We start from the raw sequence: 20,566 nt of genomic DNA, 5'->3' as shown, positions 1-20,566 counted from the left end.
AAAAAGTTTTTACAATAGGGGGAGTTTATTTTACAGTATTAATTGTGTTATAAATAGTTCTAAATAGTAGGTTTGTCGCAAAAAATCTGTAGCGATTCAGTTTAATAATACTTTCGGAAGGTAACTTTTAAAATATATACTTATGAGAATGCCTTTTGCAGAATTTATTACGAGCGGAGACTTAAAATTTATTGTTGTATACAGTATTTTTGTCGCTACAGCAATTTTTCATTTTATAAAGAAAATTAAACAGAAAGATCATGATATAATTAAATATCATAATAGCAAAATTGAAACTGCTGCATTTTGGATACTTATTTCTAGCGTACTTTCTTTGTTATTAGGTTTGATGCATAGTTTTTACTTTATAGGAAAAGCAAACGGAATAGCTCCAAAATTGATCTTTCAAGGAGTATCATATGCTTTAATTACTCCTGTTTTAGGAATTAGTTTTTTTATGATTATTAAAATCCTTAAAAGTATAGTTAATCATAAAACGCCTAAAGCATAATGGTATGAAAGATTTACTTTTAATTATATTAATAAGTGTCAATTGTGCTGGTTTTTCTCAAAAAGCTATTTCCAAAGCAGATAGTTTAAGAAAAAAAGGGGATATAGAAGCTGCAATTATAATGTATAAGAAAACATATAAGGTTTCTCCAGAGAATAAAAAAAACACATATAATCTTGCTTGCGCATATGCTCTAACATATCAAGAAGATAGTGCATATCATTATTTAAATAAAGCTTTACAAAAAGATAATTCGTTGTGGGCATTGGCAGATCCAGATTTATTTGCTTTAAGAAAAGATACTCGTTGGGTTACCATAGAAAAAGAACAAATAGAAAAATATCAAAAAAGTAATGGAAAATTAGAAGAACCTGAATATACACTTAAATTATTGAGTCTAATACAAAAAGACCAAGCATTAAATTATCATATTGATCAAGCCAAAAAGCATTTTATAAAAACAGGAGTAATACCACAATGGTATCCACCATTAGGAGCTTATAAGCAAGAAATAAACAAAAATGGCTATGAAGATATGATTGCGCTTATAGAAAAATATGGATGGCCAAAATATTCAAAAGTAGGTAAGCTAGCAGCAGATGCACCATTGTTAATTATTAATCATCATGAAAATGATGCTATTAGAAAAAAGTATTTAATTCAGATTAAAAATGCTTGCTTAGAGAATGAAGGAAGCTGTATTGAGTTTGCTAAAATCCAAGATAGAATTTTGGTAAATGAAAATCAACTTCAGATTTATGGGATGCAGTTTCGTTATAATGCCGAACGAAAATTAGAACCTTATCCGATTAAAGATCCTGAGTATGTAGATAAACGGAGGAAAAAAATAGGACTTGAATCGCTTAAAGATTATTTAAAAAGAAAAATCAATTATGATTGGACAGTAGTCCAAAAAAAATAAAGCTTATGCTATTTTATAAAGGATAAAACACTTTGACGTGAGCATGTTAAAGTGTTTTGAGAAGTGAATTTTAATAAAAATTGAGGGTAAGAATATATGATATATAGAATAAGCTTATAATAAAACTAGAAGAACAAACAATATGAGTTATATAATGGTTGATGTAGAGTCCGATGGACAGATTCCAGGTGATTACTCTATGATTTCGTTAGGAGCTGTTATCGTTGACGAAGCATTAGACAAAACATTTTATGGTAGATTAAAACCGATATCAGAGCAATGGCAGCCAGAAGCATTAGCAGTATCGGGGCATACAAGAGAAGAAACTTTACAATTTGATGATCCCAAAGAGGTAATGCAAGATTTTGCAAAATGGATTAAAGAAAATAGTAAAGGAAGACCAGTTTTTATTAGTGATAATAATGGATTTGATTGGATGTTTGTGTGTTGGTATTTTCATCATTTTCTTAAAGAAAACCCTTTTGGACATAGTTCTCAAAACCTAGGAAGTATGTATAAAGGATTGATAAAAGACACATTTAAGAATTTTAAACATTTAAGAAAAACAAAACATACCCATCATCCTGTAGATGATGCAAAAGGTAATGCAGAAGCCTTATTGACTATGAAGAAAGAGTTAGGACTAAAGATTAGTTTAAAATGAGTATAATCATAGTAGGTTAAAATGATCAATTTTTGAGATTAATTCAGCCTTTAGAGTTTTACTAACTGGGATTTTGTCTCCTGAAGCTAATAATAATTGATTTCCATCGATACATTCGATCACATCGAGATTAACTATAAATGATTTATGACAACGAAAAAACTGTTTTGTAGGAAGAATTTCCATTATTGATGATAAACTCATTAAAGGCATAATACACTTATCATCAACAAATATTTTTACATACTTTTGAACACTTTCTATATAGACAATATTATTAAATTGTACTTTTATGGATTTGTAATCTGATTTAACAAAAAAATAATCATTTTTCTGTTCTGTAATTGCTGTTTGCAGATTAGTAGGATTGGAATTTAAGAGTGATAATACTTTGGTTATAGCTTTAAAGAAGCGATCAAAGCGAATAGGTTTGAGTAAATAATCAACAACGTTTAACTCATAACTTTCTAGGGCATATTGTGAATAAGCTGTGGTAAAAATAGTATAAGGTGTTTTTTCTAATGATTTTAAGAAATGAATACCATTTAAATCAGGCATTTCTATATCCAAAAACATAATATCTATAGGATATTCATTAAGTACTTGCATAGCAATCATTGCAGTATGACACTTGGCGACAATATTAATATTTGGGATTTTCTCTAGATGAGCTTCAAGTAAATCTTGAGCAAGAGATTCATCGTCTACGATTATGCAAGAATATTTTTTCATTACATCAAAACTTAGGTGATTAAAGTAATTAAAGATCTATAATTAAATTTACATCAAAAGTGTTTTTTCCTTTTTTAATAGTTATTTGATGATTATTAGGATAATAATGTTGCAATTGTTGTTTGATATTTTGTAATCCAAGTCCTCCTTCATTATTTTTATATGATTGAGAATAAGAGTTTGACGTATAGAAATGCATGGTATGATGTGTTACAGAGAGTTGTAGTTTCAAAAAACCATTTTGATTATAGGTGATGTCACTGTGTTTAAAACAATTTTCAACGAGATTGATTAGCATTAAAGGAGCAATAGTATGTAAAGAATGAACCCCAGAGATTTCTACTTTTATATTTTGTATTGCTTTGGGTTCTTTTAATAGTTCTAATTTGACATAATCTTTTAGTAATGTGATTTCACGGCTTAACAAGACTTCTTTTTTTTGCCCTTCATAAATTATATATCGTAATAAATCAGATAATTTTTCAATCATCAGAGACGTATTTTCGTGTTTCCTTATGCTTAACGAATATATGTTGTTTAAAGAATTAAATAAAAAATGAGGACTCACTTGCGATTTTAATAATAACAATTCGGCTTGAAGTTTTTGATTTTGAAGAACAAGATTATTTTCATACTGTTTTTTGAATAAAATAAAATACCAATACAGGAAAGAGATAATAATAAATAGAGTATAGTTTAATGAGAATGAAAATAGAATTCTCCATTCATTATCAGCAATAAGATAATAGCCAATTTCAAAATAATAATAGGGGAGGTAAATTACACCTAATAAAAATAAAGCACTTAATATATAAAAGAAACTTCCTTTTTTCTGATAAAATTTAGGGATCAATACATGAACATTTATATAAAATGTAGTCATATAAATAAGAACTTCTACAAGAGTAAGCGCAATAGCCATTGGCCATTCAAAGTCATATTCGATAAGTTCAATCACATATAAAAAAACGAAAAACCAAAAAAGAATGTGATGAAGTGGTTTTATGTTTAGCATTACATTTTAAATTAAAGGGAAAGCTAAATTACAGTATGAGAATTGTAAAAAATAAAAAACTACTTAAAAGTTTATTTTTTGGGACTAAAAAGTATAATTATGGGAATATTCCTTAAAAGAGACATTATATACCATTAATTGGTCTATTAAGGAAAAATTTTTGTCTATATGAAGAAGCTCAAAATATATTTGAACTGATAAATTATTTAAACGATAAAATATATGAATAAGCTTATGTATAATATGATACTATTAATATTGACTTGTTACTGTATAGCTTGTAGTAAAAGTGCTGATGATGTTGAAAATGTTAGCCAAACAGATAGTACTATTAGAGTTCCAGCAGAATGGGAAACACAAGAAGCTACATGGGTTCAATGGGGATTTGATTATGAAGATGAAGAATTAAAAGCGTTTGCAAATTTTATAAATATAATAAAGCAATACCAACCAGTACATATAGTTTTTAACACTATTATAGAAGAAGATTATAAAGAAGAGCAAATAGCAAAATTAGCTGCTAGAAACATAAAAGAAGATGATCCTAATATAATATTTCATCATTGGCCTATTAACTTTTCATGGATGAGAGATAATGGACCAATATATGTTACTGATGGAGAAAAAACCTGGGCACAAAATTGGACTTTTAATGCATGGGGAGGAGGATTTGGGGATTTTTTATCTGAAGATGATAATAGAATCCCGGTTAGGATCGCAGATTATTTAGGTATTGAAGTTGAAAATAGATTAGATTATGTTCTTGAAAGAGGAAATTTAGAATCTAATGGTGATGGCATATTAATGCTTAATTGGGATTGTCAACTTCATAGAAACCCAACACTTAGAACAAAAGAAGCTCATGAAACTATTTTAAAAGAAACTATGGGGGCAACTAAAGTTATCTGGGCAGAAGGTTATTATGAAGATGATGGAACTATAGGTCATATAGATGGAATGGCTAGATTTATTAGTAAGAATGAAGTTGTAGTAACTATAGAAACAACACTAGAAGACACTATTGCTAGAGTATGTACTGAAGCTGGATTTACAGTGCATAGATATCCTGGAAGTGTTAATTGGTTAATAGGAAATGGATTCGTAGTAACCATTGCAAAGGAAAATGAAAGAGAAAGATTACGACCTTTACTTAAAAGCTATTTTCCTAATAGAACAATTTATTTTATTGAAGGTGAAAGTATAGAACAGCATGGAGGAGGAATACATTGTGTTACTAATGATCAACCCCGATTTTAATTAAGTTATATAGTTAAATAGATTTATTTCAGCTAATGTTTAAAATATAATGTTAGCTGAAATTGCTATATAAAACCTTGTGATTTAAGTAGTATATTATATTTTGTATAGATGCATTGTCAATTTTAATATAAGATATTTTATGAATTATTGAAGAGGCATTAGATTAAAAATATTGATGCTACATTTTGATTTGAGTTTCGTCTTTTAAATCAAAATACCAATTAATGAAGAAAACTTTTACGCTAATTTTATGCCTATTTTTTACAATAGGTTATGCTCAAGAACTAAAAACAAAAGCACTATTCTCACCAGAATCAAAAGAACTTTCAGATTTATCCTTTCTTCAAGAGGAACTACGAGATAAAAACCTGGTTATGCTAGGAGAAATAACTCATATGTATGGAAATATATTTGAGATGAAAGCAAGAATTATAGAATATCTACATCAAGAATTAGGATATACTACAATTGCTATGGAGTCTTCTATGTATGATATCTGGAAGATGAATAAAAATAAATTTGATAAAGACGAATTTAATAATGTGATCTGGGGAGTATGGTCCGCAACTTCAGAATTTCAAAGGCTAGTTACATATATAGAAAAAAACAATCTTAAAGTTATAGGATTCGATTCTCAAGTAAATAATACTGCTGTATTTGTCGAAGATTTTTTTGATTATTGCGAAGATCATAAAATAGAACTAAGGCTAGATGAAGATGATTTAGGGATTATGATCGAGGGAATTTTAGAAAACATCAAAGTAGAAGAAGATGATATTAGTTATGTAGCTTATGAAAGAGAAATAAAAAGAATTCTTAAGCAGATAGAAAGCTTTGAGCGTAATGAAACTAACTATTATTGGAAACAGTTTATTAAGAGTCTATTAGCATCTTCTCAAGATGCTTATTATAACAAAGAAGAAATCTTGACTACTGATTTTGGTAATAAAAATGATAATATTAGAGATAAACAAATGGCAGATAATCTTTTGAGTTATATTAAAAGAAATCCTGCAGAAAAGATCGTTTGTTGGGCAGATAATATTCATATAATTAATGATAATTCGAGTATACAAAAACCTGTAGCTAAAGAGTTTGTTTCTATGGGAACGCACATTAAGAATGAATTGAAAGATAAAGTATACAGTTTGGCTACTATACATGCTAACGATTCACTATTTGATTTTCAAACAAGAAAATGGCATCCCAGTCCGATAAAAAAGAATTCTTTTGAATATGAATTAAGTGAAAAAAATGCACCATACTTATTTGTATCCTCAGCTCAAAATGCAATGGAATCTATAAGAGAAACTAGATTGTTAAATTTTATAGATTTCACAACTGCAAGATTAGATCAATTACATGATGGATACATCTTCTTGAAAAAGGCAACGTTACCCAAACAAGAGTTGGATAAGATGACAAGTGTCAATAAAAAAAATGATTTAGGGAGGAAGATTAAGCAAATAAATGTTGGTGAAAATATAGTTTTTAAAGGACAAATCATGGATAAAGAAACTAATGCACCGATTCCGTTTGCTACTTTGATTTTAAAAAATGAAGAGATCTATCGTGTAGCTGATGAGAACGGTTTTTTTAAATTATCGATTAATAAGTCCAAAGTAAAAAAAGCAATAATAGAGATTTCTTCATTAGGCTTTAATACGCATACAATTGCTATAGAAGAGTTAAAAGATAAAGTATATTTAAAACCAAAATTTGAAGAACTAGAAGAAGTAGTTATTACAGGTTTTTTAACACCTAAAGCTGTATTAAAAAAGGCTATAGCCCAAAAAAAAGAGAACCATCCAGTAGAACCATTTAATTTCTTTAGATATGGAAAAGTTTTGATTAATAAAGATGATACAACAGCATTGGATTTGGAGTTAATTACCAAAGATTATGATGATGGTTATTTATCTCCTTTCATTATAACACAAAGAGTAGAACAGATAAAATGGAATAAAAATAACCTACAAAATAAATTTAAGTATTCATCAGATTTCTTTTCATATAGGCAGAATGCAATACGATATGCTAATATTTTACACAAAAGAAAATATAAGAAGTTTGGTTTAAAGTTTATCAAATCTAATAATCCTGAAGAAGAACATTTATATATTATCTCGTTTACGACAGAAAGAAATAAATGGAATTATACTAATCGAGGATATCCTACAAAATATTCGGGTAGTGTATATATAGATAAAGAAAGTTTTGCAATAGTTAAAGTCGTAGAGCATTGGGAAACAACTTTAAAAAGAGAAGAAATAGAAAAATACTTCAAAGGATATAGTGGTTACGAAAACATAAACCAAAGAACTATTAAGGAAGAAAATGTATGTTATTATGCGACGATCAATGACGATGGAAAATATTATGCAACGAGATATTTTAATCGTAGATATAATGAAACTACAACCACAAAGAATAAAAAAATATATACTGTATTCGAATTAGATTCTCGATTATTTGATTTTGAAACGAAAGATGTTGAAGAGATAGAATATGAATGGAGAGAAAAAGATCAAACAGTGTTGGATCGTGTTGATTATGACGAATCCTTTTGGAACACATTTTACGCGAAAAAAATAAATAATTTTGAAGGGAAATAATTGCAAACTGTAGAAAACAAAAGGGGATTAGCGAACTATATTCCCTTTTGTTTTTATCCAATTTTAAAATAGTATGTCTGTAAAACAGAATTTTATACTAAAAGTTATTATATAGAATCGAGTTGATTCAATACGTCCTTAGCCTCTTTATGCTTGAAATAAGATTTTTGTGTGATCAAAGTAAATACTTGTTCTGCCTTGATAATCTCATTAGATTTTAGATATACCAAGCCTTTATACCAATATCCTTTTTCGGCATCAATAAGATCACTATTAATTAATGAATCTAAAGTTTTTATTGCAGCATTGGGATTGTCTAATTCTAGTTGAGTTAAGGCTTTATAAATGTATAAAACACTGTTTTTATTTTGTAATTTAAGAAGTTCATCAAATTTGATTAAAGCTGCCTTATAATTTTTGTGTTTAAATTGTTTTTCTGCATCAACAAATTTAATAGCAATAGCATCAGTATTTCTATTAACCAAAGAATTAAGCTCATCTATACGCACATATTCTGAATAAAGTTGAGTTGTAGTAAGTTGATTTTTATCAGTATAAAAATTAAACAAGATCATAAAAGCTACTATAGCTGCAGCACTAGAAAAATAAACTAATCTCTTTACTTTTTTTTTGTTATCATAAGCTGTAGTAGCTTTATGAATAACACTTTTTATTCTTTGAGCATCGGCATTATATAAAGTATCATATTCAGAAAATTCTTTTTCATCTACTTTTGAAACATGACTCCATTCGTTTTCATTTAAAGATTCAAAAAGTTGCTTTTCTATTAAAAACCGCTCTCTAAAATCATCATCTAGATCAACTTTATTTAAAAAATCAGTGCTTTCTATTTCAGAAAGTTCATTTCTCAAAAAACGTTCAATCAATATATCCTCTTCTAAACTCATAATTCTTTTAATGAATTAAACCTTTTATCTTTTTGAATTAACTCTTTTAGTCTTTTTTTACATTTAAAAACTCGTTGTCTTACAACCAATTCAGAATTATATTCTGTAGTGCTTACAATTTCTTCGTAGGGTGTTTTTGCAAAAAACAATGTCAATATTTTTTTGCAATTATCAGATAATTCACCTAATTTTTCTACAAATAATTCATGTCTTTTTTGTTCTACAAGAGCTTGAATTTGATCCTTATAATCACTATGAGGTTCACTTACATCTGTATTTGTTACCCTCTTTTTATGTAAATTCAATTCCCTTCTCCATAAATTTTTACACACAGTAAAAAAATAAGCATCAAAATTACCTGTAATACTAAATTTTTCTCTTTTATATCTTAGTATTATTTGTAGTAATGCTTTTTGAAATACATCTTGAGCATCATCTTCATTCCCATTGTTTTGTAATACAAATTTCTTTACAAAAGGAAAGCTATTTTCATATACTTTAGTAATTGTTTTTGAGTCTTCTTTTAATAATTTATTTAAGAAAAAATTCCCATCCATTTTTTAACGTTGAATAGCAAAAATAAAATTTTATATATTTGAGTGGGTAACAATTTTATGTTTTGTAAAGGATAAGGAAACATAAATTTATAAAAAGATGAGGAAAAATTTTATTTTTAAAGCACTACTGTTTTCGCTTATTATTTTTACTGCATGCCAGCAAAACAATGAATTGACTGATATCGAATCTTTTAGTGATCTTGAAAGTTTAGAAGAAGGAAATAATACCGTTGATTTAAACTCTTTGCAAGAAGAACAATCTGACTTTGATTTATTAGAAAATAAAAATAGTGTAGGGAATTTTGAACAGAGCAGTAGTATTCCTGATTTAACTTATGTAGATGGAACTCCAGTAGATTACTCCATTGTAGAGGATGAAATATTAATGATATATGAACCAGGAACTACTGAAGCAAGAAAAATCGAAATTAGATATAATTTTGGATTAGAATTAGGATTAAGTGAAGTTATTCCATGTAATAACCCTGATGTAGAAATATGGAAAACTAGACAGCTTGTTATTCATGATTTTAATCGTGAAAGTAAAGTGAGAATTGAAGCAGATGATGACGTACAAGAAGCTCGAATAGGTAATGGATCTGGAATAACTTGTGATTAGAGTATTAAAGAATAAAATATATCAAATTTGTTTTTGGCTACTTATAGGGATTTTTTCTATGAGTAGCCAAAATTGTTATGAACATTATCTAATACTTAAAGCACAAGACAAAATAACAGCTAAAGAAGTAGACGAATTATTGAACTCTTATTGCGATAATGCTAAAGAGTATGCTGAAGTTGTGCATTATTTTGCAATGTATTTTTATAAGAAAAAAGAATATGATTTAGCGATTGAATATTGTAAAGTTGAAGCTAATTATTTTGAAAAAGAAGGAAGTATAAATTTTGACTATGAAAATGTACTCTTTAATCTAGGTTTCTTTCATCACAAAAATCAGGAGTTTAGTAAAGGGATTAGCTATTTTCAAAAAGTTATCAGTACTAATGTTACGCAAAACAAGGTAGCTAGATCATATGGAGAGATAGGGAAATATTATAGAAGAAAAGGGGAATTTTATAAAGCACTAGAATATTCTAAAAAGGGGATTCATTTATTAGAAACAGATACTATTGAGAATGCATATTCACAAAAAAACCTATTATCATTATATATTAATACATCCTTAATATGTGATTTTCTCGATAATAAAGAAGCTTCTTTTGAAGGTATATCATTTTTAAAAAGAGCAGATAGCCTTGTAAAGCTACATAAAAATATACTCACTTTAAATAGATATTATTCATTAAATGCAGCTTATGCAAATCTTTATGCAACAGAGTATTTAAATGATTTTGATAAGGCAAAAAAATATTATAGTAAAAACTTAAATCGAGCTTTTAAGGATGAAGATTCTTGGGTTATAGCAAATTCTTATGTAAATCTTGGAGAATTGTATTTACAGCATAAAAAGGATAGTGCGTTGTTTTACTTAGAAAAAAGTTTGGTTTATGAAAAAGATGATGAAATAAAAAATGCAGAGAGTTATAGAAATATTGCAGTTTTTTATAACGAAAAGAAAAATAATGAATTAGCTCTTAAGAATATAGAAAAGTCTTTGAATTGGAGTTTTAGTCAAGATGAAGAATTAATCAATAAGCGACCTACTTCACTTCAATTATTAGAAACTACAGATAGAAGAAACATTTTCATAGCATTAAGAACCAAAATAAAAATTCTATTAGGATTATATCATCAAACTAAGAAAATAAGTTATCTAGAAGAAGCCATACAAGTGGTTGATATAAGTGATGAATTAGTAGATATCATTATCGATGATAGTTTTGAAATAAGTACAAAGTTATTATGGCGAGAAGAAGCTTCAAAAACCTATATGCTTGGGATTAATATAGCGTACCTATTAGGTAGAGAAGAAACGATGCTTAATTTTATGGAGAAAAACAGAGCTCTTCTTCTTATTCAAGCAATTAAAGAAAATATTAAACAAGAAGAACTACCTAAGAAGGTTTTAAATAAAAGGTTAAAGTTAAAAAAGAATATTTTAAAATTAGAAGAAGAAGTTTTAAACCAAAAGGAAGAAGATTATAATAAAAAGAAAGATTTTTTATTTGAATTAAAAGAAGAATATCAAGTATTGAATCATTCAATCTATAAAAAGAATCTTGGGTTTTTTAACAGTAAATCAGAAATAGAAAAACTATCAATAAAAGACATTCAAAATGAGCTTGATACAAATACAGTAATTATTTCGTATGCTTTAGATGAAAATAAAAGTGATGATAAAGGGTTGTATGGGGTGGTATTATCAAAGGAAAAATACTTTAGCTTTAAGCTAAATAATACAAATGATTTTTTATCAAAAGTAGATGAGTATCGAGTATTAATATCCAAGCCTTTAAAAACTAAACAAGAACTCAATAGATTTAGAACAATAGCGTATGCACTTTATACGAATCTTTTTCCCGGAACAGAGTTACAAGAATTAATAAAAAATAAGAATTTATTAGTTATTCCTGATATCTCATTACAGGATGTTCCTTTTGAAGCACTTAATACAAATAATAAAGAATTAGAATATTTAATCGAGCATAACAACATTAGTTATGCCTATTCTATATCATTTCTACAACAAAATAAGGAAATAAAACGTCAAACTAAACGTGACTTTATTGGTTTTGCACCTGTTGATTTTTCAAATAAAACCTTAGCTAGTTTACATAATACAAAAGAAGAAATCTCGACAATTAATGAGATATTAGATGGGGAGGCGTATTTGTTTAATGAAGCTAATAAAAAATCGTTTTTAACTAAGAGTATAGATGCTAAAATTATTCATCTGGCAACTCATGCTAAATCTAGCAAAAATCCAGAAATTTATTTTGTCAACGATACAATCAAGCTACACGAATTATATACTCATAAAAATAATGCAGATTTAGTAGTATTGAGTGCATGCGAAACGAATATAGGAAAGGTTAATAAAGGAGAAGGTGTTTTTAGCTTAGCTAGAGGTTTTTTCTATTCGGGAGCTAATGCTGTAATATCTTCATTATGGAATGCAAATGATACATCGACTTCAAGCATTATGAAAGATTTTTATGAAGATCTATACAAATCCTCTTCAAAAGTTGAAGCCTTAGGTAATGCTAAACGAAAATACATAAAAGAACACTCTTTATCGGATAAATCACCATTTTATTGGGCTTCTTTTGTCCTTATTGGTGATACTAATCAAACTTTTAATAAAGGTTTTAATTGGTTATATTTAATAGGTTTTATAGCTGTTTTTATTTTTATTTTATTTTTTTCAAAAAAAGGGGGTAACAAAATTGAAGAATGTGAATAGTCTTAAAAATGATCACCGTTTTGAAAGACACATTAATCAATTTAGTAGAAAATCTTCTTAAGAAAAGTAAAATTCCTTTTGATAAAGAAGAATTAAAATTTCAATTGCAAAGTCATCCATCTTATCCAAGTTTACATGCAATAACAGGAGTTTTGGATCATTTTAGAATTGAAAACATAGCAGCAGAGATCCCTAACAATCAAGAAACATTACAACAATTACCAGAAACATTTATAGCTCAGATTAAAAATGATAAAGGAAAAGAATTAGTAACTATACACAAGGCAAAAAATACAGCATCTTATACTGTTTTTAATGAAAGTAAGAAAACAGAAAAAATTACTGTAAAAGAGTTTTTAAAACAATTTACGGGGATTGTTGTAGCTGTCGAAAAAAATGAAGCTAATAAACCCTTAGAATCAACAAATAATAATGCAAAGAAATACATATTAATAGCTCTTTTATTCTTATTCATAACATTCTTAATTAATAACGGGGTTGTAATCCTAGAACAATTATATTTTTTATTAGCTATAGCAGGTATAGGAGTAAGTTATACCATATTTAAACAAGAATTAGGAGAACATACATTATTAGGCGATGCTTTTTGTTCAGGTAATAGTGAAAAGAGAGATTGTGATAATGTATTAAGTTCAAAAGGAGCGCAACTTTTTAAAAATTATAAATTAAGCGATCTTAGTATGATCTATTTTATAGGATTGGTGGTTTCTTTTGTGTTACAAATCAATTTTTATGTTTTTGCAGTAATAAGCTCATTCGCTTTACCCATAACGATTTATTCGATTTATTACCAATACAAAATCGCAAAATCTTGGTGTCTATTATGTTTAACTATTGTAGGAATATTGTGGACACAAGGACTAATTGCACTTATAGATTTTGAGTTCTCAGTTTATGAGATAGCTAGCCTAAGAGAACTACTAATCATTAGTATAGGTTTTATAAGTGCGTATCTTATTTGGGGAATTGTTAAGCCTTTGATATCAGGTAATAACGAACTTAAAAAAGAAAAGATTACACTTACTAAATTTAAACGCAATTTTGAAATATTTAATAACCTACTTCAAAAATCAACACCATATAACACCATAATAGATACAGAAGATGAGATAGTTTTTGGTAATGTCAATTCAAACTTAGAATTAACAATAATTACTAACCCATTTTGTGGACATTGTAAAGCAGTTCATGAACATGTAGATAGCATTCTTGAACTATATGCAGATAAAGTTAAAATCAATATTCGTTTTAATATAAATCAAGCAGATAAGAATAGTGATTTATTTAAAATTACATACAGGTTATTAGAACTATTTAATCAGAACGGACAAGGAGAATGTCTATTGGCAATGAATGATATTTATGGAGGAACTGATCCAGCCGATTGGTTAAAAAAATGGGGAGAAAGCCTTAATAAAGAAGTATATGAGACTATACTTCAAAAATCAAAAGATTGGTGTATCAATAACGGAATAAATTTTACTCCAGAGATCCTAATTAACGGAAGATCGTATCCCAGAGAATACGATAGAAATGATCTTATCCATTTTATAGAAGATTTACACGAAAACACATATTAAATAGCATTGACTACAAGTCAATTTAAAGCTATAAAATACATGATATTCTCTCGAGAGGAATAGACATAACCTTTGAGTGTCTAAAATAAATCAAAGAATACATTAATTTTTAATCATTTTTTAATTATGAAAAAAACAATTTTAAACTTAGGAAAAGCTATAAATAGAGAAGAACAAAAAGAGATCATAGGAGGACAATTTAAAGATTTTGTACCATGCCCAGGAAGTTATGACTATATAGTTCATAACTCTACTACAGGTAGTTGTTCTTATGAAGCAGCAGGTACTATTTTTGGAGGACCTTTCCCTGGTGGTAGATGCCTAGGATCATTAAATAATGGGTTCTGTAAATAACTTTTAGTATTCATGTTAAAAGCTACTTTAAAGTATTACAGTAGGACATAGTTTTTGTGATTGCATTATAAAATACTGGTTGTATAATAAATACAGATACTTGCAAGGTAACGTTTAACGAATATTTATAATTAAACCTTAAGTATAAATGTTTAAGGTATGTAATCTATATTCTGAAAGAAACTACTTAGGTAGATTCAATACGAGGACTTGTTCATATCCTCAATCAAAAAATCATACCAGTAAGGTTATTCTTGAACTAGATGTGGGGTCTAGTTCAAGATGATTCTATGTTATTTAGATTATCAAAATGACATAGTAAATAATCTAAGGGGTACATAGTAACTCTTAGGTTAAATAAAATAGATAATAACTTGAATATTATAAAATTTAAAAATTATGAAAAAAACAATTTTAAACTTAGGAAAAGCTTTAAATAAAGCCGAGCAAAAGGAAATCTTAGGAGGAATGTTTAAAGAATTTGACCCATGTCCTTGTTCAGCTACATATACAAATCATGAGATTAACTCTAGAGGACAAGTTTGTTCATATCTTGCAAAGGGATCAATTTCTGGGGGACCTTTTCTAGGAGGTAGATGTTTAGGTCTAGTTCAAGGAGGATTATGTTGTCTAGAACATTAATAGTATAGTATTAAATAGTTTAAGAGGTATATGTTAACTCTTAATATTACATTCATGAAAAACGAATAGATGGTGTCCAGTTCGTTGTTTTATGGGGGATTACTTGCTTTAAATTAAGTATAAATGGAGTTGTTTTATGCAACTTCATTTTTTGATTAAATGACAATAAAAAACTAATTTAAAAAAGTTCGTAAAGTGTGGTTTGAATGATTTCCTTTTGATTATTTAAATTAATAGTAACCAATTGTTTTTCTTCTTTAATACTAAGATTAAATGGCGGAGCTAGTAAGTTTAATCCACTATGTTTTTTTAATCTAATACCTTGCCCAGAAATAATATCTTTATTAGGAATAAAATCACCATTAGGGATATGTTCAGTTAAAATAACATATTTAAAGTCAGCTAGTTTATTAACTATATTTTGAACTTCTGTATTGGATAAATGTTGCAGGACTTGCCTTAAGATCACACAATCACCAGATGGGATTTCATCTACAGCAATGTCTAAACAATGAAACTCTAAGTTTGAAGCTTTAAACATCTTTCTATTACGCTTTATAAGAACAGTTACAATATCGATAGCTATATATTTTTGTGTATGCTTAACAAGCTCTTTACCTACATTAAAATCTCCACAACCTAAATCACACACTACGAGAGGATGTTTAAATGATGTTAAAAAATCTGATATAGCTGATATATACGGAATGATTATTTCTGGATCATGAGATCCCGAACCAGAATAAAAATCTACAGCATTACCCCCCCAAAGATTCATTTCATAAATCTGTTCCATAGCATCTTTTGTAGGCCATGGTTTTTTAATTTTTTTAGGTTCTTTATTCATAAATCTAATAGCATAAAATTTGATAGGCCTAGTATAAATAATAGTATTTAAACGGACAAATTATTATAGTTCAAAACATACTATATAAAATGTAATTATTGTATGTAAAAATATCTAGGTATTATTAACTAAATACTTGATATACGATCCGATTTTAAGTATTTGAATAAGATAAATGCTACTCCTCATTATTTTTTTACCACTCCTCATATTTGTTTGATGATTTAAAAATCCAGAGCATTCTTTGCCTAGATTTTAAAGATAGAATTAAACAAAGATGGAAGTAATAAAGAAATATAAAAGTGCTTTTTGGGCATTTGTGATTCTAAGTGTATCCTTGTTAGGATATACTTTTTTGTCAAAAACAACAGATGAGAAAGAAGAATCAAATATAAGTAATGTTATATTAAAAGTGCCGGTTAAGCAGGTTACACCAATCAATCAAAATGTTGTATTAGATGTATTGGCAAATATACAAGCTAGACAGTATTTTGATATTTATACAGAAGTTAATGGAGTTTTGGAAGATGGTAAAAAGCCGTTTTTGTCTGCAACACATTTTAAAAAAGGACAAGTTCTAGCAAGAATTAATTCAGATCAATTTAGAGCAGACTTATCTTCTAGAAAAAGTGGATTTAAATCAAGTTTGGTATCCATACTGGCAATTTTAAAACTAGATTTTCCTAATAGTTTTAAAGATTGGCATCAATATTTAAATAAGATTTCTCCTCAATCCCCATTACAAAAATTACCAAAATATAAAAGCGAAAAGGAATCTCTATTCTTTATTTCTAGGGGTATTGAAGAGCAATATTATCAGATAAAAAGCTTAGAAGAATTATTACGTAAATATACGATAGTAGCACCATTTGATGGTTTTTTACTAGATATTCAATCAAAAAAAGGAACGATGGTAAGTCCTAATCAGCGATTAGGTGCATTTATAGGCAAAAATCAATTTGATGTAGTAATGGATATAAAGAAAGAATATGTCTCATGGATTAGTACTAAAGATACTCTTTTACTAAAAGGAGGAAAATCAGCTCTTATTAAAAGAGTAAGTAATGCTATAGATCAAAATACACAAACCGTACAATTATTTGCGACTATAGAAGATGATCTCTTAGTGCACGGAGACTTTATCCCAGGAACAATCAAAACTTCCAAAAAAGTTAAAGGTAATATTATTGATAGAAAATTACTTAACAGTGATAATACTATATGGGTTTATGAAAATGGGCGTACAAAAAAGATCATTGTTAAGCCAATCATAGCTACAGACAGTCATACGTTAATAAGTGGTTTTGATAAACCTCTTACCATTCTTGAAAAAACTACAGGAATAAAAGTTGGACAAAAAATAGCCCCTATTTATAGTACCAATAATAATGTAACCTACAATAATTAAAATACCGAATAAAACTATATGAAGTCATTAATAACATACTTTATAAAGTATCCCAAAATGGGAACTATCTTGATGGGACTCATTTTTATTTTTGGTTATTTATCATTTATAAATATAAACTCATCAAATGACCCTAAGTTTGACCCTCGTACTATAGAAATTACAGCAGTGTATCCTGGAGCTTCGCCAGTAGAAGTAGAACAAAGTATTATTTTAAAAGTAGAAAATGCCCTACAAAGTGTACAAGGATTAAGAAATGTTACCTCGTCTTCATCTGAAGATAATGGAATTATTACCATTAAAGTAGCTGAAAAATTTGATGCCAATCAAGTACTCCTCAAGGTTAAGAATGCTGTAGATGGTATTAATACTTTTCCAGTAGGAATGGAGAAGATATTAGTTACCAAGAGTGAATTCGCATTAGAGGCAGTAACGATTTCCATTAGAGGTAACATTCCTTTACACGATCTATTACAAGAAACTAGGCGTATTGAGACAGAGTTGTTAGCAAAAGAAGGAGTGTCAAAAATTAATTTTAATGGATTACCAAAACCAGAAATAGAAATAGCACTTGACCAGCATAAAATGAGAGCTTACCAGCTTACATTTGAAGAGGTATCTAGAAAAATAAGGGAATCTAATATCGATTTAACAGGAGGAACTATAAGAGGAGATACTGAATTATTGGTTATTAGAACAAAACAAAAAAAATACTATGCAGATGAATTGCAGTATATACCTATACGATCTGCAGCTAATGGGGGGGTAGTCTTATTAAAAGATGTAGCCTCTTTGAATGAAACATGGAAAGAAACTCCTAATGCTACCTATGTTAATGGCGAACGAGCGATATCTCTAGTAATAAGTAATAACGAGTTTGAAGATATAGGAGAAACCTCAGAGCTTATTAAAGATTATATAGCAACCTATAATGCTACTCATACAGATACAAGTTTAGCTCTTTTGGATGATAAATCCGATGTAGTATTGACCATGAAAAATATTCTTATGAGTAATGGATTACAAGGCTTTGCTTTAGTACTATTGTTTTTAAGTCTATTTTTAAATAGAAGGCTGTCATTTTGGGTAGCATTAGGTATACCGATAAGTATTTTTGGAATGTTTATAGTAGGAGCTTTAACTGCAATAACATTCAATACGGTATCCCTATTTGGGATGATAGTTGTGTTAGGAATTTTAGTTGATGATGCAGTTGTTATAGCAGAGAATATTTATAATCATTATTTAAAAGGAAAAGACGCTATAACAGCTGCTGTTGATGGAACTCTAGAAGTATTACCTTCTGTGTATTCTGGAGTAATTACTACTGTCATCGCATTTACGGTATTTTTTTATTTGGATGGGTTTATGGGAAGTTTCTTTACAGAAATGGCAATTGTAATTATAAGTGCTTTAGCTTTTTCTCTTTTTGAAGGAACTTTTATTTTACCAGGACATATAGCAGAGTCAAAAGCATTAAATGGTGAAAGAAAAATCTCTAAGTTTGAACAGCTTTTTACAGGTTTTTTTAATAAAATAAGAGATCAATATTTTTTACCAATATTACATTTTAGTTTAAAAAATAAAGCACTAACATTTGCCATACTTTTTGCATTTCTCTTACTTACTATAGGCTCCTTAAATAGAGGTATTATTAGACAAGGAGATATAGGAGGAGCAGATAATAATTCATTTACAGTAGAATTAGAAATGCCACCTGGAACACCTATTCAAATTACAGAAAAATACCTAAACAAGATACAAGAAGCAGCTATAGCAAAAGGTAAAGAATATGATAAAAGAAGAGAAGATTCTTTAGAAACATTGAGATATAGTGTGATTAATATTACCTCAGAAAACACGGGGAGTTATAGAGGAATGTTACAAACAGCAGATTATAGAGATTATGAAGCTCAAGATTTTTTAGCAGAGGTAAAAGAATTAGTAGGAGATATACCTGAAGCTCAAAAAGTAAATTATGTACAATCCAATTTTTGGGGTAAACCAGTATCGATACAATTAATTAGTAATGATTTTAAAATATTAGATTCAGCTAGTACAGATTTAGAAAATGAATTAAGAAAAATTAGTGATTTAAAAAATGTAATTAATAATAAGAAAACTGGAGCAAGAGAGATAGAAATTACATTAAAACCTAAAGCAATAGCATTAGGTATTTCGTTAGACGAGGTTATGAATAGTGTACGTAATGGGTTTTATGGTAGCGAAGCCATGCGATTTAGTAGAGATAAAGAAGATGTACGTATAATGGTTCGTTTGGCTCAATTAGGACGAAAAAATATCAGTAACCTTGAAGAAATGCGTATACTATTGTCTAATGGTAAAGAATATCCATTAAGTGCTATAGCGAATTTTAAATACAAGCGTAACTTGGTAGACATAGCACACTATAATGGTAAACGTAGTTTACTAGTAGAAGCAGATTCTAAAAATGATGAAGTAAACATCAATTTTATTAAAGAGAATATAGAAGCAAATGTGCTCCCTAAGTTAAAAGAGAAATATCCTCAAATTTCTTTTGCACAATCTGGAATGGAAGAAGATTTAGAAGTTACAGCCAAGTCAATGCAGAAAATAGGACCTATATTTTTAATTCTATTATTTGTAACTATTTTGTTTACATTTCGTTCAAAACTACAAACTTTATTAGTATTTGTTTTAGTACCATTTAGCTTTATAGGTGTTGCTTGGGGACATGCTATACATGGAAAATCAATAGGATTTACATCCTACTTAGGAATGATAGCTCTTTTAGGAGTTATGGTTAATAATGCTATTATCTTGATTGCAACATATAATAATGCGTTAAAAGAAGGACATTCTGTTTACAATGCTGTTGTTATTGCTTCAAAAAGTCGTTTTCGACCTATAGTATTAACAACAGTCACAACAATGTCAGGATTATTCCCATTGATATTTTCTAACTCTTCTGCAGCAGCATTAGTTACCCCTATGGCTATTACTGTAGCATATGGTTTGTTAATCGCTACCATACTTTCTTTAATCGTATTGCCAGTACTTATCATGGTATCAAATAATGGAAGATATTACCTTGCTTGGCTATTCAATTTTGAAAAACCAAAGAATAAAGAAAGCTTAGAACCTGCTATTTCAGAAATGGAGCATGTTAAAAATTAAAAGTCA

At 28.3% G+C, this 20,566-nt stretch carries 17 protein-coding genes; 12 read left to right on the top strand and 5 right to left on the bottom strand.

Translation table 11 applies throughout. The annotated features are described in order from the left end of the window. The first annotated feature begins 142 nt into the window (after positions 1 to 142). The 3 genes from ACYEKI_RS08845 (at position 143) to ACYEKI_RS08835 (ending at position 2,097) form a co-directional block, all read left to right on the top strand. Positions 143 to 511, top strand: coding sequence for a hypothetical protein (locus ACYEKI_RS08845; RefSeq protein ID WP_459210825.1), 369 nt, complete (start codon positions 143 to 145; stop codon positions 509 to 511). Between the two features lie 4 nt (positions 512 to 515). After that, a complete protein-coding gene (locus ACYEKI_RS08840; protein WP_459210824.1) occupies positions 516 to 1,433 on the top strand; it encodes a DUF6624 domain-containing protein in 918 nt (305 codons plus the stop codon). A gap of 142 nt (positions 1,434 to 1,575) precedes the next feature. After that, positions 1,576 to 2,097 (top strand): 3'-5' exoribonuclease domain-containing protein, encoded by a 522-nt coding sequence (locus ACYEKI_RS08835; RefSeq protein WP_459210823.1) that lies wholly within the window; start codon positions 1,576 to 1,578, stop codon positions 2,095 to 2,097. A 6-nt stretch (positions 2,098 to 2,103) separates the two neighbouring features. Here ACYEKI_RS08835 and ACYEKI_RS08830 read toward each other — a convergent pair whose 3' ends face one another. Then, positions 2,104 to 2,829, bottom strand: coding sequence for a LytR/AlgR family response regulator transcription factor (locus ACYEKI_RS08830; protein WP_459210822.1), 726 nt, complete (start codon positions 2,827 to 2,829; stop codon positions 2,104 to 2,106). Between the two features lie 28 nt (positions 2,830 to 2,857). Continuing rightward, the gene (locus tag ACYEKI_RS08825; protein ID WP_459210821.1) at positions 2,858 to 3,844 is read right to left on the bottom strand and encodes a sensor histidine kinase; all 987 of its coding nucleotides are present in this window, start codon (positions 3,842 to 3,844) and stop codon (positions 2,858 to 2,860) included. 222 nt (positions 3,845 to 4,066) lie between these two features. Between ACYEKI_RS08825 and ACYEKI_RS08820 the strand changes: the two genes are divergently transcribed. Together ACYEKI_RS08820 and ACYEKI_RS08815 are read left to right on the top strand one after the other, a co-directional pair. Further along, positions 4,067 to 5,101, top strand: a complete 1,035-nt coding sequence (locus ACYEKI_RS08820) for an agmatine deiminase family protein (protein ID WP_459210820.1) — start codon at positions 4,067 to 4,069, stop codon at positions 5,099 to 5,101. Positions 5,102 to 5,328: 227 nt separating this feature from the next. Beyond that, a complete protein-coding gene (locus tag ACYEKI_RS08815) occupies positions 5,329 to 7,719 on the top strand; it encodes an erythromycin esterase family protein (RefSeq protein ID WP_459210819.1) in 2,391 nt (796 codons plus the stop codon). 107 nt (positions 7,720 to 7,826) lie between these two features. Here the strand turns inward: ACYEKI_RS08815 and ACYEKI_RS08810 are convergent, their stop codons facing one another. Both ACYEKI_RS08810 and ACYEKI_RS08805 read right to left on the bottom strand, forming a co-directional pair. Continuing rightward, positions 7,827 to 8,627 carry a hypothetical protein gene (locus ACYEKI_RS08810; protein WP_459210818.1) on the bottom strand — a complete coding sequence of 267 codons (801 nt, stop codon included), beginning with the start codon at positions 8,625 to 8,627 and terminating at the stop codon, positions 7,827 to 7,829. Beyond that, positions 8,624 to 9,184 carry an RNA polymerase sigma factor gene (locus ACYEKI_RS08805; protein ID WP_459210817.1) on the bottom strand — a complete coding sequence of 187 codons (561 nt, stop codon included), beginning with the start codon at positions 9,182 to 9,184 and terminating at the stop codon, positions 8,624 to 8,626. The genes ACYEKI_RS08810 and ACYEKI_RS08805 overlap by 4 nt, the downstream gene beginning before the upstream one ends. A gap of 97 nt (positions 9,185 to 9,281) precedes the next feature. Here ACYEKI_RS08805 and ACYEKI_RS08800 point away from each other — a divergent pair, with 97 nt between their 5' ends. The 5 genes from ACYEKI_RS08800 (at position 9,282) to ACYEKI_RS08780 (ending at position 15,146) form a co-directional block, all read left to right on the top strand. Continuing rightward, positions 9,282 to 9,803 (top strand): hypothetical protein, encoded by a 522-nt coding sequence (locus ACYEKI_RS08800; RefSeq protein WP_459210816.1) that lies wholly within the window; start codon positions 9,282 to 9,284, stop codon positions 9,801 to 9,803. 58 nt (positions 9,804 to 9,861) lie between these two features. Then, entirely contained in the window at positions 9,862 to 12,549 is a 2,688-nt protein-coding gene (locus tag ACYEKI_RS08795) for a CHAT domain-containing protein (RefSeq protein WP_459210815.1), read from the top strand. A gap of 20 nt (positions 12,550 to 12,569) precedes the next feature. Beyond that, positions 12,570 to 14,150, top strand: a complete 1,581-nt coding sequence (locus tag ACYEKI_RS08790; protein ID WP_459210814.1) for a vitamin K epoxide reductase family protein — start codon at positions 12,570 to 12,572, stop codon at positions 14,148 to 14,150. A 126-nt stretch (positions 14,151 to 14,276) separates the two neighbouring features. Then, entirely contained in the window at positions 14,277 to 14,504 is a 228-nt protein-coding gene (locus ACYEKI_RS08785) for a hypothetical protein (RefSeq protein ID WP_459210813.1), read from the top strand. Between the two features lie 399 nt (positions 14,505 to 14,903). Then, the gene (locus tag ACYEKI_RS08780) at positions 14,904 to 15,146 is read left to right on the top strand and encodes a hypothetical protein (RefSeq protein WP_459210812.1); all 243 of its coding nucleotides are present in this window, start codon (positions 14,904 to 14,906) and stop codon (positions 15,144 to 15,146) included. Between the two features lie 178 nt (positions 15,147 to 15,324). Here the strand turns inward: ACYEKI_RS08780 and ACYEKI_RS08775 are convergent, their stop codons facing one another. Continuing rightward, entirely contained in the window at positions 15,325 to 15,993 is a 669-nt protein-coding gene (locus ACYEKI_RS08775; protein ID WP_459210811.1) for a methyltransferase domain-containing protein, read from the bottom strand. Between the two features lie 277 nt (positions 15,994 to 16,270). On the opposite strand from ACYEKI_RS08775, the gene ACYEKI_RS08770 reads away from it, so the two are divergent. Both ACYEKI_RS08770 and ACYEKI_RS08765 read left to right on the top strand, forming a co-directional pair. Continuing rightward, on the top strand, positions 16,271 to 17,401 hold the full coding sequence (locus tag ACYEKI_RS08770) for an efflux RND transporter periplasmic adaptor subunit (RefSeq protein ID WP_459210810.1): 1,131 nt from the start codon (positions 16,271 to 16,273) through the stop codon (positions 17,399 to 17,401). A gap of 18 nt (positions 17,402 to 17,419) precedes the next feature. Continuing rightward, positions 17,420 to 20,560: an efflux RND transporter permease subunit gene (locus ACYEKI_RS08765; RefSeq protein WP_459210809.1), complete on the top strand. Its 3,141-nt coding sequence runs from the start codon at positions 17,420 to 17,422 to the stop codon at positions 20,558 to 20,560. Positions 20,561 to 20,566 lie beyond the last annotated feature (6 nt).

Origin of the sequence: Aquimarina rhabdastrellae, assembly GCA_947387485.1 — a bacterium.
Classification (GTDB): domain Bacteria; phylum Bacteroidota; class Bacteroidia; order Flavobacteriales; family Flavobacteriaceae; genus Aquimarina.
Note: the sequence above shows the minus strand (reverse complement) of the source record. Positions and strands in the feature narration are given on the sequence as shown.